Source organism: Halobacillus litoralis, from assembly GCF_020524025.1.
GTDB lineage: Bacteria > Bacillota > Bacilli > Bacillales > Halobacillaceae > Halobacillus > Halobacillus litoralis_D.
Genome location: NZ_JAIVKN010000001.1, coordinates 1088125 through 1103081, shown reverse-complemented (window position 1 = coordinate 1103081; position 14957 = coordinate 1088125). Strand labels below are relative to the sequence as shown.

Genomic DNA, 14957 nt, shown 5'->3' with positions numbered 1-14957 from the left:
GGTTTGGGAGTGACTAATATGAAGGAAAAAACGCTACAAAAGAAGAAAAAACGACTGGTTTTTCGTTCCCTTATGCTCGTGTTCATGGTGGGACTTGCAGCTTTCGCTCTTATCGCTAATGGCAAAGAGGAACAGACAGTCGTTGCCAAAGGAGAACAAGCACCTGATTTTCAATTGAAGGAATTCACTACTGATAAGACTATTCAGTTAAGTGACTTAAAAGGGAAAGGCATCATGCTGAACTTTTGGGCCACGTATTGTGGACCTTGTAAAGACGAAATGCCTTATATGGAAAAACTGTACCCGAAATATAAGGAAAAAGGCGTTGAAATTTTAGCTGTTAATTTAGACTCTACGGAGTTAGTTGTGGAAAATTTCATTCATGAATATGACCTGTCTTTCCCGATCCTTCAAGATAAAAATGGGGAAGTTATGGATCTTTACAACATTGGTCCTATTCCTTCTACCTTATTCATCAACCCGGAAGGTGATATCGAAGAGCAAGTCATCGGCCCTCTCACACTTGATAAATTAGAAGGTCACTTGCAAAGTATCTCACCCGAAGAATAGAGTCTACTTAAAATTGTGAGGTTTTATTATGAACGAGATTACCTGTGAGTGTGGACATGTAAACCCTGAGGGAACGGTCCTTTGTGAATCATGTGGTAAACCGGTGGAAGAAAACCAGCATATCGATGGCAATGACCAAAAAGAACTTCTTAATATGCGTTATGATGGTAGTGCACGCCGATCACAAACCTATAACCGGACAGCTGTTGATAAAGTATGGAATTTCTTTTCCTCAGTAAAAGTCGGTGTCTGGCTTATCTTTATTACACTTATTGCTTCCGCCATCGGTACCATCTTCCCTCAGGAAGTATTCATTCCGGGAAATGTCGATCCTGCCACTCATTACCGTGACCAGTATGGAATCCCGGGTCAAATTTATTACCAGCTTGGTTTTCATGACCTGTTTAGTTCCTGGTGGTACATGCTGTTAATCGCAATGATTGGGATTTCCATTGTAATTGCCAGTATTGATCGGTTCTTCCCACTTTATAAAACGTTGAAAAAGCAAAAGCCGAAGCGGCATGAACTTTTCATGAAAAAACAGCGCATCTATGGCCAAACGGTAGCTGAGAACATTGATGCAGACCGTTTCAAAGAAAACCTGAAGAAGAGACGCTTCAAAGTTTATGAGCAGGATGGTCATATACTGGCAGAAAAAAATCGTTTCGCCCGCTGGGGTCCTTATGTAAATCACATTGGGCTAATCATTTTTCTGCTTGGTGCTTTACTCCGTTTTATTCCGGCTTTTTATGTGGATGAGTTCATCTGGGTCCGTGAAGGTGAAACAGCGTTGATTGCAGGAACAGAAGGCGAATTCTATATCGAAAATAAAGCCTTTACATTGGAAACTTACAATATGGATGACCCGGAAGATGCGAAATTTAAAGAAGCTATTGAAAAACAGGGCGGTCCCATTCCAAAAACTTTCAGAACAGATGCGGTTGTTTATGAACGCACAAACTCAGGCGTTCCAGGGGCAGAGCCAGAACTTGATGTTTTCAAAGAAGGCGCAGCGACTATGAATAATCCATTGAAATTTGATGATTATGCGCTGTATCAGGCAAGTTACCAACTCAATGAATTTAAAGAAATGACCTTTAAAATCCATGATAAAGATGATGAAGATACGAACTATGGAGAATTCACCGTCGATCTTTCCAATCCTCAATCTACATATGAACTAGACGGAGGATATAGAGTAGAAGTCGCAAACTATTTTCCTGACTATGAAATGGAAGATGGTCAGCCCGTCTCTGTGTCAAAATATCCAAAAAATCCTGCCTTCGTATTTAACCTTTATCCACCTGGAGAAAACGATCCTGAAACTAGCTTTCTAGGAATCGGGGCGAATATTGATGCTGGAGGAGACAATCAATATAAGCTTGGACTTGCTGGTTTTGACGTTCGTGATGTTACAGGCTTAACTGTTAAAAAGGATCATACCCTTGGCATCATTTCTCTTGGAGGCGCAATCTTTATGATCGGTGTCATTCAAGGGATGTACTGGAACCACCGCCGTATTTGGCTGCAGCCACGTAAAGACGGGGTTTGGCTTGCCGGCCATACGAATAAAAACTGGTATGCTTTACGGATGGACATTGAAAAGGCGATTGCAGATACCAATATTGAAGCGCCTAAAGATCAATATGAAATGAAATCTTAGAGTCAGGAGGTTGAGTATGGGAGATTTGACAAACATCAGTGGCAATTTACTTTATGTTTCCTTTTTCACCTATTTATTGGCGACGTTTTTCTTCGGAGGTACGATTCGTGATAAGAAAAAAGGAAAAAGCAAAGTTGCTGGCAATATCGGAATTACAATAACAATAGTCGGTTTTCTGACCCAGCTCGGTTATTTTTTTACAAGATGGGTGGCAAGCGGACATGCTCCTGTCAGTAATCTTTTTGAATACACAACATTCTTCGGTATGATGCTTGTGTTTGCATTCATCATTCTATACTTCATATACAGGGTGGATCTTCTTGGTCTATTCGCACTGCCAATCGCTTTATTGCTGATTGCTTTTGCGAGTATGTTTCCAACTGAGATTTCCCCGTTAGTTCCTTCTTTGCAGTCTCATTGGTTATATATCCATGTAACGACGGCATCGCTCGGACAGGGAATTTTATCTATCAGTTTTGTGGCTGGATTGATTTTTCTTATACGACAGATTGATCAAACCAAACGTTCAAAGCATACTTTCTGGCTTGAGTTTGTTCTTTACATCATTGCCGTAACTATTGCATTTATCGTGCTTTCTTCAGTGTTCAGCGCGATGAATTATGAAACCGTTTTTGAGGCACCTGTAGAAGGACAACCTGCTGAAATTACGTATGAAATGCCGGCTATTGCAGGTCCAAGTGAAGGCCGGGTATTGACTGAAGGGGCGACGGGACCTTTATTTGAAGCACCGCAATGGATGCGCGGGGAGGATGCAGCTAAGAAACTGAATACCTTCTTATGGGCGGTATTGGGTGGATTAGTCCTTTACTGGAGCGCCCGCTTAATTTTCAAAAAACGGATTGCGGCTATCATTCAGCCTTTATTAAAGAAAGTTAATCCAGAACTTGTAGATGAAGTATCCTACAGGGCTGTAGCCATTGGCTTCCCTGTATTTACTCTCGGTGCCCTTATCTTTGCAATGATATGGGCACAGCAGGCCTGGGACCGCTTTTGGGGATGGGATCCAAAAGAGGTATGGGCTCTGATTACTTTCTTTTTCTATGCCGCCTACCTTCACCTTCGGTTATCACGGGGCTGGCAGGGTATGAAATCTGCTTGGCTTGCTGTCGGAGGGTTCGGAATCATCATGTTTAACTTAATTGCCGTAAATTTAATTATTTCTGGTTTGCATTCTTATGCGTAAATCTAAAAAGGCAGGCGGGCTGCACACTCGGCCTGCCCTTTCTATAATGAAAATATGATTACTGCCTGATGGAGGTTGAATAATGGATAGAGAAGCAAAAGTATTAGTTGTCGATGATGAAGAGCGTATACGTCGCCTTATCCGAATGTACCTGGAGAGAGAAAATTATATGATTGATGAAGCGGAAGATGGGGAGGAAGCGTTAAGAAAAGCCGTACAAAACGACTATGACATTATACTTCTTGATTTGATGCTTCCAGGTAAAGATGGAATAGAAGTGTGTAAAGAACTTCGTGAAAAGAAGGCAACACCTGTCATTATGCTCACAGCCAAGGGGGAAGAGGCCAACAGAGTGCAGGGCTTCGAGGTCGGAACAGATGATTATATTGTAAAACCTTTCAGCCCACGAGAGGTTGTTTTAAGAGTGAAGGCGCTCTTGAGAAGGTCTTCTTCTACGAAATTCTTAGAAACGGAGACTTCAGCAAGAAATGTCCTTGTTTTTCCACACATGACTATTGATAACGATGCACACCGTGTGACAGCGGACGGAGAAGAAATTGCTCTAACACCAAAGGAATATGAGCTTCTTCACTATATGGCTCAATCACCAGATAAAGTTTTCGACAGAGAACGTTTACTAAAAGAAGTGTGGCAGTATGAGTTTTTTGGCGATTTACGAACAGTCGACACCCATGTAAAAAGACTACGTGAAAAGCTTAGTAAAGTATCCGCTGAAGCCGCTGGCATGATTGTCACCGTATGGGGCATTGGGTATAAGTTTGAGGTCACTGGTGACTGATGTTTTGGCGTAGTGTAGTCGGTAAACTTTGGTTTACCATTCTCTTCCTCGTTTGCTTTGTGTTGTTCATCTTAACCATATTGCTGCTGGAATTTTTTCAGAATTATCATGTGTTGGAAGCGGAGAAACATTTGCTTCAGACGGCTGATAAAATTTCTGAAGTTGTGGACCGTTTTGAAGGAGATCAAGACCTTCTGCTATCCACTACAGCAATGGTGAAAGACCCTGAAAGCAGAGCGGTCATTACATGGGGACCGGATCAAGTGCTAATATCCGAAAGTAATTCTGAAAATCTTCCAAAAATGGATGCTCAATGGTTTGATAAGGACCCTGAGCTCTCTGCTGTCCTGGAAGAGGGGGTAGATGTGAAAAAAGTAGCTTCTCTTGAATCAAGTGAAACTGGTGTAATGGTCGTGGGAACCCCCCTTTCAGATAATAAAGGGGCTGTGTTTGTTTATCAATCGCTTGATACTATTGAAGAAACCTCAGAGCAGACAACAAAGATTATCTTCCTTGGAGCAGGTATTGCCATTGTTTTAACAACCATTTTTGCTTTTTTCCTCTCTACAAGGATTACAGCTCCTTTAATAAAGATGAGAGAAGGAGCTTTGGAACTGGCCAAGGGTGAGTTTAATACAAAAATACCCATTCGTACTCATGATGAAATTGGTGAGCTCGCGATGGCCTTTAACCGGATGGGACGAGAATTGAAGTTTCATATCAATGCTCTAAACCAGGAAAAAGAACAGCTCTCAGGAATTCTCCGATCTATGGCTGACGGTGTCATTACCATAAATAGACAAGGGGATGTTCTCGTATCCAACCCGCCAGCTCAGCAATATCTGGAAGCGTATGAATTCGAGAAAAATCATGGAGTTTGGAATAAGGAAGACGCCCTTCCAGAACCTTTGCAGGAATTGTTCAGGAGTGTCATATCAGAAGAAAATGAATCAATGACAGAAGTAACCCTGCAGGGAAGGTCCTGGGTCATTATCATGACACCACTGTATGATCGTCAAAAGGTCCGGGGGGCTGTAGCTGTTTTGAGAGATATGACAGAAGAAAGGCGCCTGAACAAATTACGTAAAGATTTTATTGCTAATGTTTCTCATGAACTGCGCACTCCTATTTCAATGCTGCAGGGGTATAGTGAGGCTATAGTTGATGATATTGCCGAGAGTAAAGAAGAGAAAAACGAGCTGGCGCAGATTATTCATGATGAATCCTTGCGCATTGGCCGCCTTGTAAATGAACTTTTAGACCTGGCGAGAATGGAGGCTGGGCATATTCAGCTTTCCATCGAACCAATTGATATGGAGACATATATGCACAAAATCATCCGTAAGTTTCACGGCATTGCCAATGAAAAAGGGGTGGTTTTGACCTATAGTATCAATCAAAATCTAAAAACACTTCATTTTGATCCTGACAGAATTGAACAGGTATTTACAAACTTAATTGATAATGCTATACGTCATTCCGAGAGTGGAGGCGAGGTGCTTGTGACAGTAGATGCCGGCAGGGGTGAATGGGTCGCCTCTGTTCATGACTCAGGGCTTGGAATAGCTGAGGAAGACCTTCCTTTTGTATTTGAGCGGTTTTACAAAGCGGATAAATCCAGGAAACGGGAAAGCAAAAACTATAAAAAAGGAACTGGTTTAGGACTTGCCATAGCTAAGAATATAGTGGAAGCACATGAAGGAAGCATTAGTGTTCACAGTAAAATTAATGAAGGAACGACCTTCACTCTTAAGATTCCAGATATGAATGCTGAAAATTAGTGTTGCTAATGCAGGAGAGTTCATGTAATCTTAATTATGGAACTTCATACGAAGAGGATTCAGGTGTCTGATAAAGACTTAATAGGGAATCTGGTGAAAGACCAGAACTGTCCTCGCAACTGTAAGTGTAGACGAAAGGGAAATTCCACTGTGCTTTCCGCATGGGAAGGGTCCTGAATAGGATGACACACAAGTCAGTAGACCTGCCTGATCCAACGTTTCAAAGCTTCGGGGATTGAGCATTTGAGACAACCGATTGGTCTGAAAAAGAACGTGTTTTTAACCTATACGGTTTGTCTTAAGCTTGTCCTATACTATGGACAAGCTTTTTTTATGGGCCGGGTTTAAAAAAAGGGTCACCCCTTGCACATTTATTCTTTTACATATGCCTCTTTGGTTGTTTCGTCTCTTTTCTATTGTAAGCAAAGAAACAAAAAAGAGATGGGGAGAGATGAGGAATGGGTAAATGGTATTCGTTTTTACTAGCTGCTGTTATAACAGCAGGAGTGCTGGCAGGATGTGGTGCTCAGGAAGAGATGTCGAACACTTCGCAAGAAGAAGTGAAGGAAGTAACGGTTCAAGTTGAACTATCTAAGAAAAATGGTGAAGAAGTTCTGGCGGACGAACAATTTACCGTTGAAGAAGGAACAACCCTGATGGAATTGATGGAAGAGAATTTTGAAGTTGAGCAGACAGATGGTTTTATTAACAGTATTGAAGGAGTGGCAGGCAATCAGGAAGAAAAAATGGCCTGGATGTATACCGTTAATGGTGAAGAAGCAACGGTAGGAGCAAATGAATATGAGGTAAAAGAAGGAGACGACATTCTATTTGATTACCATTCCTGGGAATGATAAAGAATGAAAACATATAAATTGACCTTGATTGCTATGCTGGCATCCCTCGCTGTGGCAGGCCGCATGGCTCTCTCGACCGTTCCTAACGTACAGCCGGTGACAGCAATTATCATCATAGCCGGTTTCTGGCTGGGACCGCTTGCAGGAATTATTATTGCCTTCCTGACAACATTCGTTTCCAATATGCTGCTTGGGATGGGTGTTTGGACCGTCTGGCAGATTGCAGCCTGGTCCATAATTGGTGTAACGGCAGGATGGATAGGGAAACTATGGCCGAACACTCCTGCTTGGCTCTTATCCGGGTATGGTTTCTTTAGTGGACTGTTTTTCGGTTTCATTCTTTCTCTTACCATGAGAGCTGTCGGTCAGCCTTTCTGGCCTTACTATCTGGCAGGTTTACCGATGGATATCAACCATGCGATTTCCAATACTGCTTTTATCTTAATACTGTCGCCAATCTTAGGTGCTCTATTTCAACGCTATAATAAAAGAAATGCCATTACGAACATTTCTTAGCTGCCCATAAACGGGTAGCTTTTTTTGGGTTTGTCATCTTTAAACTTTTAATGGTAGAGTAACAATGCCTCATCTTTTTAATCCTCTATTTCTAGTAAAGGTTTGTATTTAAAAGAATTTCTATAAATAGGCTTTCTGCCGTTCCGTAAGAATCCGGGATTATTTAGTATGCTATGAAATGAAAATTCCGCGTTCTCTCCATTTAATGTTACGATGGATAAACCTCTGTCCTTATCCGGGCTGAAGGTAAGATGAAATTCTTAGGTGAACTTAAACTCTGTTGACAAAACGTTTCTATTTGATTAAGCCTACCCTTTTTTGTGGATTTTAATAAAAGTGTGTTTTAATGAGTAAGGATATATAACATCAGTAAGGAGAAGATTGTATTTGTTAGATTATAAAGTTTTAGGTAAAGACCAGGCGAAAGAATATGTAATTCTCCTTCATGGGATTGGAGGGAGCTCAAATATTTTCTTCCCTCAAGTGAAAGCGTTTAGAAAAGATTATAATATCATTGCAGTGAATTTACCCGGCCACAAAAAATCCCCCAGCGTATATAGTTATATGGAAGGGTTCTCTTTTGACTGTGCTGCCAAAGATATTATAGAGATACTGGATAAATTAAATATAAAAAAAGCCCACTTTGTCGGGATATCACTGGGATCTGTACTAATTAATAACATTTTAACGATTGCACCACAACGAGTGGAAACGGCAGTGCTGGGCGGAGCAATTACAGGCTTTACTCCACTGTCTAGAACTTTGTTTACTTTAGGTGGTTGGATTAAGAACCTCATGCCTCATTTATGGATTTATTCCCTTTTTGCGCATATCCTCATGCCGAAGAGTAATCACAAAGAATCTAGAAGTGCTTTCATCAGTGAGGCCTCTCAGATGGGGAGAGGGGAGTTTCTAGGCTGGTATGACATCTTTCCAAGCGTAGAAACTACGTTCAAACGTGTAAATGAAAAAGCCTCATTGGTACCCAAACTCTATATTACCGGTGAAGAAGACCATATGTTCAAAAAACGTCTTAAGAAAGATATTGGTAATCTAAATCTCGCAGCTTTATTAATCGTTCCTGGCAGCGGCCACGTAGTGAACTTAGATAAACCACAGGCATTTAATGAGTGTTCATTAGAGTTTATTCAATCAAAAGGTCAAGTGCTTCTGCCAGATTTAGAGGAAAAAGCTTATACCGCTGATGCACAGTCATAATCTTTTTTAGTTCGTTGAATACGCTTGATGGCTTTAGGTAATCGTGTCCTCCATCATTTGTATTCAACTTTTTTTCTTTCAATTAAATTACAGATTTCTTTCTCATTTTTCACATATTAAGATTAGAAGTGTAACTTTTACATACATAAAACGACTATTCAGGTGACTCAGGAGGTACGGCTATTGAAACAATTCTTCGATGAATTTTATGAAAACTATCACCAGGATCTTTTCCAGTTTATTATGTACATGGTGAAAGACCGGAGTCTCGCTGAAGATCTTGTTCAGGATGTTTATGTGAAAGTCTTAAAATCCTATGACTCATTCAGCGGAAAAAGTACAGAGAAGACATGGTTGTTTTCAATTGCTCGTCATGTGATTTTCGATTACTTCAGGAAGCAGAAGAGAAAAAGAAACAGAATCTTGGGATTCTTTGATTGGCATGATAAAGGGGATGAGCTGAAAGATCAGCATCCAGTACCTGAAGAATTAATTGTTCAGAATGAAGAAATCCAACAAGTTTACGATGCGTTAGATCATTGCTCTGTAAACCAGCGCAGCGTCCTCGTCCTTCGTTACATACAAGAGCTCACAATTAAGGAAACAGCAGAAGTTACGGGCTGGAGTGAGAGCAAAGTGAAAACGACTCAACATAGAGCCATAAGAACCATTAAAGCACTGATGGAGAATCAAGAGGAGGGGAGCGGTAATCATGAAGAAACAAAAAAATAACGATGTCGAAAAACGATTAAGACAACTCCCGTCTCTAAAGGACCATCAATCGAAAGAAAAGTTATATCTATCGGTTCGTGCACGCGTTAATATCCCTGAAAGGAAGTTTCCACCTTGGTTGTTTCCAAGTCTCGCAACCCTTACCGTCATCCTCCTGCTTACTGTATTCATTCCTACGTTCATTAACCAGATGAATCCTGTAACTATGGAGGATTCATCTGAGGGCTCCCACTCAAAGTCTGACTCTTCACTTGAGGAAAGTAAAGGAGCGGAGAAGCTGCCGGAGCAGGATAAAACAGATAAGAATCATCCATTAGAAAAGAACTCGAATCAAACACAAGAACATTCTTCAACAGATACGCATTCCAACGACTCGAATACCTCAGAGGACAGTGTAGAAGTGAACTCCCTGCTGGCAGGAAATGGGGAAGGGAAAACATATGCTTATCCTGGAATGAACGGAGAAACAGTGGTACCTTTGACACAAACATCCTCTCTCTCTGATCGTGTTCCTGCTGGATCTCTCGGATTGTCAGAACGGATTACAGAAGACTTAACCATTGATATTGAACAGGGACGGGCAAAGGTTATTTTTCCCGATCAATTCAAAGTGAGTGGGTCTTCTTATTCCCAAATGGTCATAGATAGTATCCGCTGGGAACTGGAAGGTGAAAATATAAAAACCATACAGCTTGAAACATCATCAGGTCGAGCCGTACCACTAGGGAATTATGGAGAAGTGAAAGAGCTCTCTCCCATTGAAAAAGGAGAGTATATATTTAAATTATACCAATTTGAAGGATCCTCGCATAAATTCCTTGCCCCTGTTCAGGTACCAGATGAAACGTCCTTTAGAGAGGCTCTTCAAATGATGAAAACCCGAGGTAATGAAAAATTCATCACTTCACCGGTACCCGGGCATGTACAGTTAGCTACAGTTGAAACGTCCAGCGAAGAAGTCAGCATTCAAGTAGAACATCAAGCATGGGCAAGTGAACAGCAGGTACTGACCATGATGGAAGCAATTATGGCAACCGCTCATCAATTCGGTTACAAGGAAGTTAAATTTGAAGGGATTCAAGTTCAGTCGTTTTCTTTTTATGATCTTGACCAGCCGATCCAAGTCCCAGAAAAAGTAAATCCCATTTAAACTCGTTGACCTTCCTCTCTTCCTTTACTTTGAAGAGAGGATTCTTTCTTTTCAATGGGAAGACCTTTGCTTCTCATGTTAAAATGAGAGAATGTAGCAAAGGGGACGATCAACGAATGGATAAAGAACAGTTAAGAAGCTGGATGTCAGAAAAAATAAAATTGATTCGTGTGGAATACGGATATACGCAGGACCGTATGGCGGATATATTGGGTTTATCAAAGAAAACGTTGGTACAAATTGAAAAACAAAGGACGACTGCCGGCTGGACAACAGTTGTAGCTGTTTGTGCACTTTTTCAAGAAAGCGAAATTATTAAGGGTGTCCTGGGTGATGCTCCTTTAGAAATCATGGAAACAGTAGCGCATCATCAGATCGATCCCCCTGGTAAGAAAACAATGGGAGGGAAGGTATGGTGGCAGTCCATTGCTGAGGGTGGGGCCTTTACTCTTCAGCAGAATATGATTAGTCAACACTACAGAATTATTAACGAGGAAAACTATCGAATTTTTTCCACTCTAGATCGTTTGGAAGCAGAAATTCGTTTTGAAAGCCTGGTGAAACGAGGGAAGTAAAAAAGCCCCTCCGGATAAGAGAGGGGACTTAAATTATTCATATTTCAGCGGATTCCCATTGAAAGGAGCATCTGCAATTTTAATAGAATCTGTCGGACAACCCTCATAAGCGTCCTCCATGTCTTCCTCATACAGCTCTGGAACCTCTTCTGTTCCATCATTTTCATCTAACACTACATAAGCGATTCCTTCATCGTCATAGTCATATATGTCAGGAGCAGCTGCACCGCATGCACCACAGGCAATGCAGGTTTCCTTATCTACAATTGTGTATTTAGCCACAAGATCGACCTCCTTCAGGTAGAGTTCAATATCTCTATTTGTAACGATACGAGGTTGTAGGTACAACGTTTATTGTAAAACGCAGGTGGAGACTTTTCAACTTGAATATATTCGCGGAGCATAGAAAGGAGGCAGGAAGATGTTTACTTGTTTAGTACTTACGTGTGTAGAGCGATTAAAAGGAGAACGGACAATCTCTGGTATATATAACTTATTGACAGGCAAACGATCCTCCCAGACTATGCAGGATGCAAAAGGATACGAGCTGGACTCTTATTTTGGGATTTTTCCTGAATTAAAACGAGAGCATTTAGACCGCTGGGTGACTTTTTATCTTCAGGAAGGTCTGATTTTTCTGCAGCATCAAGATTTTCCTCATCTTTCTGCAAAAGGGAAGGAGCAATTGGATGCTTATCCAGTTTCTTTCCTGGCTCATTTTAAGGGTATGACGTGGCATGAAGTGATCCCCTCTTTCATTCAGAGGTTGAATCTGCTTATTCAAACGGCTGCTAACTGGAAAGTGGGTAGGACATCATATGTTCCTATTGTAGAAGATACTCTTTCTCAGAGATGGGTGAAAACGGTCTTTACGAAATTCCACTCTAAAATGGAAAAACTTTCGGACTCTCTTTATAAGGAAATCGATAGTTTGTTAAGTGAACATATTGAAATTGAAGCCGAATTGTTTAGTCATCGTCTTACAGGAGGAGGAGTCATTGGTATGACGCTTGATCAGTTGAAGGATAAATACGAGCTCAGTCAAGAAGATGTCTATATAAGCCTGGCTCATACGTATTATTTCTTCTTCCAGCAAGCAAAAGAAAAGCCGGGCGATTTTCCCGTTCTTCATTTATGTACGAGAGGATTAGACCCCGCTTATTTAATTACACAATCTGCAAGGAGAACGTATCATTATATACAACAAGGGTTAAGTATGGAAGAGATTATTACCATCCGACGCCTGAAAAAAAGTACCATCCAGGACCATATCGTTGAGGCAGCTCTAATCGTTCCGCAGTTTAACATCGATGGTTTTTTACAAAGGTCACAAGTCGAAGAGATCAACCAAATGGCTCAATCCCTGGATACAAAACGTCTGAAGCAGATTCATCAGGCTTTTGAAGGAAGATATGACTATTTCGAGCTGCGGCTCGCTTTAGCAAGTGGACAAGCGCAGGAAAAAGAAAGGAACGGTTCATCGTGATCAATGACTTAAAACAGTCCTTAAAAGATCATTTTGGTTTTAGTGATTTCAGAGAAGGACAGGAAAGCATTATTAAAGATGTCATGAGCGGAAAAGATGTGCTTGGAATTCTTCCTACAGGGACAGGGAAGTCTTTATGCTATCAGCTGCCAGCCATACTTTTAGGGGGGACAACAATTGTAGTTTCTCCGTTGATATCCTTAATGATTGACCAAGTAAAACAATTAAAAGCATCCGGTTATAAATCAGTAACGGCTTTAAACAGCTTTATGGAACGTGAGGAAAGAACAAGAGTTGTTAAAAATCTCAATCGTTACTCCCTTATTTATATCTCTCCTGAAATGCTCCAAAATGATTGGTTGCAAAACAAGCTCCGCCAGATGAGTGTGAAACTTTTTGTTATTGATGAAGCCCACTGCATATCTCAGTGGGGGCATGAATTCCGAACGGATTACCTTAAACTTCATCAAACGATTGAAGTGCTCGGTCAACCTACAGTATTAGCCTTGAGTGCAACCGCGACTCCGGATGTACAAAAAGATATTATGGAGAAGTTAAAACGTCCGGACATGAATCGGCGCATTTATCCAATGGATAAACAAAACATTAGTCTGGCGGTTGAGGAATGTCATACACCAGAAGATAAAATCAACCGCATTATAAACGTACTAAAAGAAAATCATGCACCTACAATGATCTATTTCTCGAGCCGGCAATGGGCAGAAAGAGCAAGTATAGAATTAAAAGAAAATCTTAATCATGAAGTCGCCTTTTATCATGGGGGAATGGATCAAACTGACCGGATGCTTGTCCAGCAGCAATTTATGAACAATCAATTAGATGTCATTTGCTGCACGAGTGCCTTTGGTATGGGTGTGGATAAAAGAAACATCCGCCTGATTATACATTTCCATCTTCCATCGCAGTTGGAATCTTTTATTCAAGAAATTGGTCGGGCGGGGAGAGACGGGAAAGCATCAGCGAGTCTTGTCTTATTCACAAATCGTGATCACCACCTTCCGCAGATGCTCATACAAAGTGAACTGCCTGAACAACAAGATCTAGGTCGCATTTTCTCTTACCTTCAATTCAAGCAGGGAGGCGCACTCCCTGAGGATGAAACAGTAATGGAAGATTTGCAGCTATCGGAGTCGCAGTGGAACTTTATTAAATATCAACTTGAGGAATCAAGCGTACTTGTTGGACAAGAGCTTCGATTTATTCCTGATTTTCTTCAGGAAAAAATGAATCGACTACTAGAAGAAAGATGGTTATATAAACAAGGGAAACTGACAGAAATGTTACAGTGGATTCATCACACCGGCTGTAGAAGAAAAAAGCTCTACCAGCCTTTTCAGGAAATGATTCGTGAACCTTATGTTCCATGCTGTGATGCTTGCGATTTCAAGGTGAATGATCTTTCCTTCAACGAGGAGAAACCAAATCAGATAGATGCTTCCACATGGAAAGAAAGACTTCAATTGATATTTCAACAGGAGGACTCGTATGAGCCGAAAGACTCAAGCAGAATTGATTAAAGAATTAAGCGATCAGCAAGTGACTGTACAACTAGTTTTGACACAATTAGTCATCCTCTGCTTGGCTGTCATCGGAAGTGCCCTTCTCTTTGATTCCTTTTGGAATGATTGGAGCCAGCAGCTGACTTTGAATGGTCAAGAGTGGCTCGTTTATGGGGTACTGCCGGGATTAATAGTACTCTTCATTGATTTTTCACTTATGTATTTTTTACCTGAGCGTTTTTACGATGATGGAGGAATTAATGATAAGGTCTTCCGTAATCGCTCCATCCCAAGCATTTTTGGTGTGGTTCTTCTCGTAGCTCTCAGCGAAGAAATGCTTTTTAGAGGAGTCCTGCATACTGAATTTGGCTATATAGCAGCAAGTGTTCTATTTGCTGTCATGCACATTCGGTATTTAACGAGACTTGTATTATTTGTATCTGTTTTATTTGTCAGTTTTTTTATCGGCTATATGTTTGAATTGACAGAAAGTCTGATTGTCACCATTACCGCGCATTTTATTATTGATGTGATTTTAGCTTTGTATATCCGATTTGGAAATGGGGAATTTAAATGAGCCAAGGCTTTAAAGACAAAGAAGAACTGAAAAATCCGCATGATGAAAAGGAGAATCCTGATGATGACAATTTCGATGTTTTAAATCTCCCTCCAAGAAAGAAGGTTCATCAGCAGGGTTCTAAAAAAAACAACGGAAGGGTAAGTAACTTCTGGATTCGTCTCCTGTTCATTATTTTTATTGTATTGATTGCTGTCATTCTCTCCTATCAATACTGGGATGAATGGTTTGGGTCGTCCGTTTTCAATTCAAATGTAATAGAAGATCAAACACCCTACCATCAAAAAATAACGGTAGAGCGCTGATAGA

Annotated in this window: 16 protein-coding genes and 1 riboswitch; of the genes, 15 read left to right on the top strand and 1 reads right to left on the bottom strand. The window is 40.9% G+C overall.

The window, feature by feature from the left end; all coding sequences use genetic code 11:
- Nucleotides 1-18: 18 nt before the first annotated feature.
- The 11 genes from resA to LC036_RS05780 all read left to right on the top strand — a co-directional run bounded on the left by resA (nt 19) and on the right by LC036_RS05780 (nt 11065).
- Nucleotides 19-570, top strand: a complete 552-nt coding sequence (resA, locus tag LC036_RS05830) for a thiol-disulfide oxidoreductase ResA (RefSeq protein ID WP_226579467.1) — start codon at nt 19-21, stop codon at nt 568-570.
- 28 nt (nt 571-598) lie between these two features.
- Entirely contained in the window at nt 599-2233 is a 1635-nt protein-coding gene (locus LC036_RS05825) for a cytochrome c biogenesis protein ResB (RefSeq protein WP_226579464.1), read from the top strand.
- A gap of 16 nt (nt 2234-2249) precedes the next feature.
- The gene (ccsB, locus tag LC036_RS05820; protein WP_319004430.1) at nt 2250-3437 is read left to right on the top strand and encodes a c-type cytochrome biogenesis protein CcsB; all 1188 of its coding nucleotides are present in this window, start codon (nt 2250-2252) and stop codon (nt 3435-3437) included.
- Between the two features lie 82 nt (nt 3438-3519).
- Nucleotides 3520-4236, top strand: a complete 717-nt coding sequence (locus tag LC036_RS05815; RefSeq protein ID WP_226579461.1) for a response regulator transcription factor — start codon at nt 3520-3522, stop codon at nt 4234-4236.
- Nucleotides 4236-6017 (top strand): ATP-binding protein, encoded by a 1782-nt coding sequence (locus LC036_RS05810; protein WP_226579457.1) that lies wholly within the window; start codon nt 4236-4238, stop codon nt 6015-6017. Before LC036_RS05815 ends, LC036_RS05810 begins: the two co-directional genes overlap by 1 nt.
- A gap of 44 nt (nt 6018-6061) precedes the next feature.
- Nucleotides 6062-6243, top strand: a riboswitch (cobalamin riboswitch).
- 232 nt (nt 6244-6475) lie between these two features.
- A complete protein-coding gene (locus LC036_RS05805; RefSeq protein ID WP_226579454.1) occupies nt 6476-6871 on the top strand; it encodes a DUF4430 domain-containing protein in 396 nt (131 codons plus the stop codon).
- 6 nt (nt 6872-6877) lie between these two features.
- The gene (locus LC036_RS05800) at nt 6878-7390 is read left to right on the top strand and encodes an ECF transporter S component (protein WP_226579452.1); all 513 of its coding nucleotides are present in this window, start codon (nt 6878-6880) and stop codon (nt 7388-7390) included.
- Nucleotides 7391-7777: 387 nt separating this feature from the next.
- Nucleotides 7778-8608, top strand: a complete 831-nt coding sequence (locus tag LC036_RS05795) for an alpha/beta fold hydrolase (RefSeq protein ID WP_226579449.1) — start codon at nt 7778-7780, stop codon at nt 8606-8608.
- A 183-nt stretch (nt 8609-8791) separates the two neighbouring features.
- A complete protein-coding gene (locus LC036_RS05790) occupies nt 8792-9340 on the top strand; it encodes an RNA polymerase sigma factor SigX (protein WP_226579446.1) in 549 nt (182 codons plus the stop codon).
- The gene (locus LC036_RS05785; RefSeq protein ID WP_226579444.1) at nt 9321-10490 is read left to right on the top strand and encodes a hypothetical protein; all 1170 of its coding nucleotides are present in this window, start codon (nt 9321-9323) and stop codon (nt 10488-10490) included. The genes LC036_RS05790 and LC036_RS05785 overlap by 20 nt, the downstream gene beginning before the upstream one ends.
- Before the next feature lie 116 nt (nt 10491-10606).
- A complete protein-coding gene (locus tag LC036_RS05780; protein ID WP_226579441.1) occupies nt 10607-11065 on the top strand; it encodes a helix-turn-helix transcriptional regulator in 459 nt (152 codons plus the stop codon).
- 33 nt (nt 11066-11098) lie between these two features.
- Here the strand turns inward: LC036_RS05780 and LC036_RS05775 are convergent, their stop codons facing one another.
- A complete protein-coding gene (locus LC036_RS05775; RefSeq protein WP_226579438.1) occupies nt 11099-11347 on the bottom strand; it encodes a ferredoxin in 249 nt (82 codons plus the stop codon).
- Nucleotides 11348-11486: 139 nt separating this feature from the next.
- Between LC036_RS05775 and LC036_RS05770 the strand changes: the two genes are divergently transcribed.
- Genes LC036_RS05770 through LC036_RS05755 form a run of 4 tightly spaced genes read left to right on the top strand, consistent with a single transcriptional unit; the run spans nt 11487 to nt 14953 of the window.
- Nucleotides 11487-12551, top strand: a complete 1065-nt coding sequence (locus tag LC036_RS05770; protein ID WP_226579435.1) for a helix-turn-helix domain-containing protein — start codon at nt 11487-11489, stop codon at nt 12549-12551.
- Nucleotides 12548-14089: a RecQ family ATP-dependent DNA helicase gene (locus LC036_RS05765; protein ID WP_226579433.1), complete on the top strand. Its 1542-nt coding sequence runs from the start codon at nt 12548-12550 to the stop codon at nt 14087-14089. Before LC036_RS05770 ends, LC036_RS05765 begins: the two co-directional genes overlap by 4 nt.
- Nucleotides 14058-14648 (top strand): CPBP family intramembrane glutamic endopeptidase, encoded by a 591-nt coding sequence (locus tag LC036_RS05760; RefSeq protein ID WP_226579431.1) that lies wholly within the window; start codon nt 14058-14060, stop codon nt 14646-14648. The genes LC036_RS05765 and LC036_RS05760 overlap by 32 nt, the downstream gene beginning before the upstream one ends.
- Nucleotides 14645-14953: a hypothetical protein gene (locus LC036_RS05755; protein WP_226579429.1), complete on the top strand. Its 309-nt coding sequence runs from the start codon at nt 14645-14647 to the stop codon at nt 14951-14953. The genes LC036_RS05760 and LC036_RS05755 overlap by 4 nt, the downstream gene beginning before the upstream one ends.
- The last annotated feature ends 4 nt before the right edge of the window (nt 14954-14957 follow it).

Excerpts from the sequence above, each read along its gene's own strand:
- LC036_RS05825 (WP_226579464.1), top strand. The coding sequence starts at position 599 with ATGAACGAGATTACCTGTGAGTGTGGACATGTAAACCCTGAGGGAACG.
- LC036_RS05760 (WP_226579431.1), top strand. The coding sequence starts at position 14,058 with ATGAGCCGAAAGACTCAAGCAGAATTGATTAAAGAATTAAGCGATCAG.
- LC036_RS05770 (WP_226579435.1), top strand. The coding sequence starts at position 11,487 with ATGTTTACTTGTTTAGTACTTACGTGTGTAGAGCGATTAAAAGGAGAA.
- ccsB (WP_319004430.1), top strand. The coding sequence starts at position 2,250 with ATGGGAGATTTGACAAACATCAGTGGCAATTTACTTTATGTTTCCTTT.
- LC036_RS05815 (WP_226579461.1), top strand. The coding sequence starts at position 3,520 with ATGGATAGAGAAGCAAAAGTATTAGTTGTCGATGATGAAGAGCGTATA.
- LC036_RS05800 (WP_226579452.1), top strand. The coding sequence starts at position 6,878 with ATGAAAACATATAAATTGACCTTGATTGCTATGCTGGCATCCCTCGCT.
- LC036_RS05780 (WP_226579441.1), top strand. The coding sequence starts at position 10,607 with ATGGATAAAGAACAGTTAAGAAGCTGGATGTCAGAAAAAATAAAATTG.
- LC036_RS05785 (WP_226579444.1), top strand. The coding sequence starts at position 9,321 with ATGAAGAAACAAAAAAATAACGATGTCGAAAAACGATTAAGACAACTC.
- LC036_RS05805 (WP_226579454.1), top strand. The coding sequence starts at position 6,476 with ATGGGTAAATGGTATTCGTTTTTACTAGCTGCTGTTATAACAGCAGGA.
- LC036_RS05810 (WP_226579457.1), top strand. The coding sequence starts at position 4,236 with ATGTTTTGGCGTAGTGTAGTCGGTAAACTTTGGTTTACCATTCTCTTC.
- resA (WP_226579467.1), top strand. The coding sequence starts at position 19 with ATGAAGGAAAAAACGCTACAAAAGAAGAAAAAACGACTGGTTTTTCGT.
- LC036_RS05755 (WP_226579429.1), top strand. The coding sequence starts at position 14,645 with ATGAGCCAAGGCTTTAAAGACAAAGAAGAACTGAAAAATCCGCATGAT.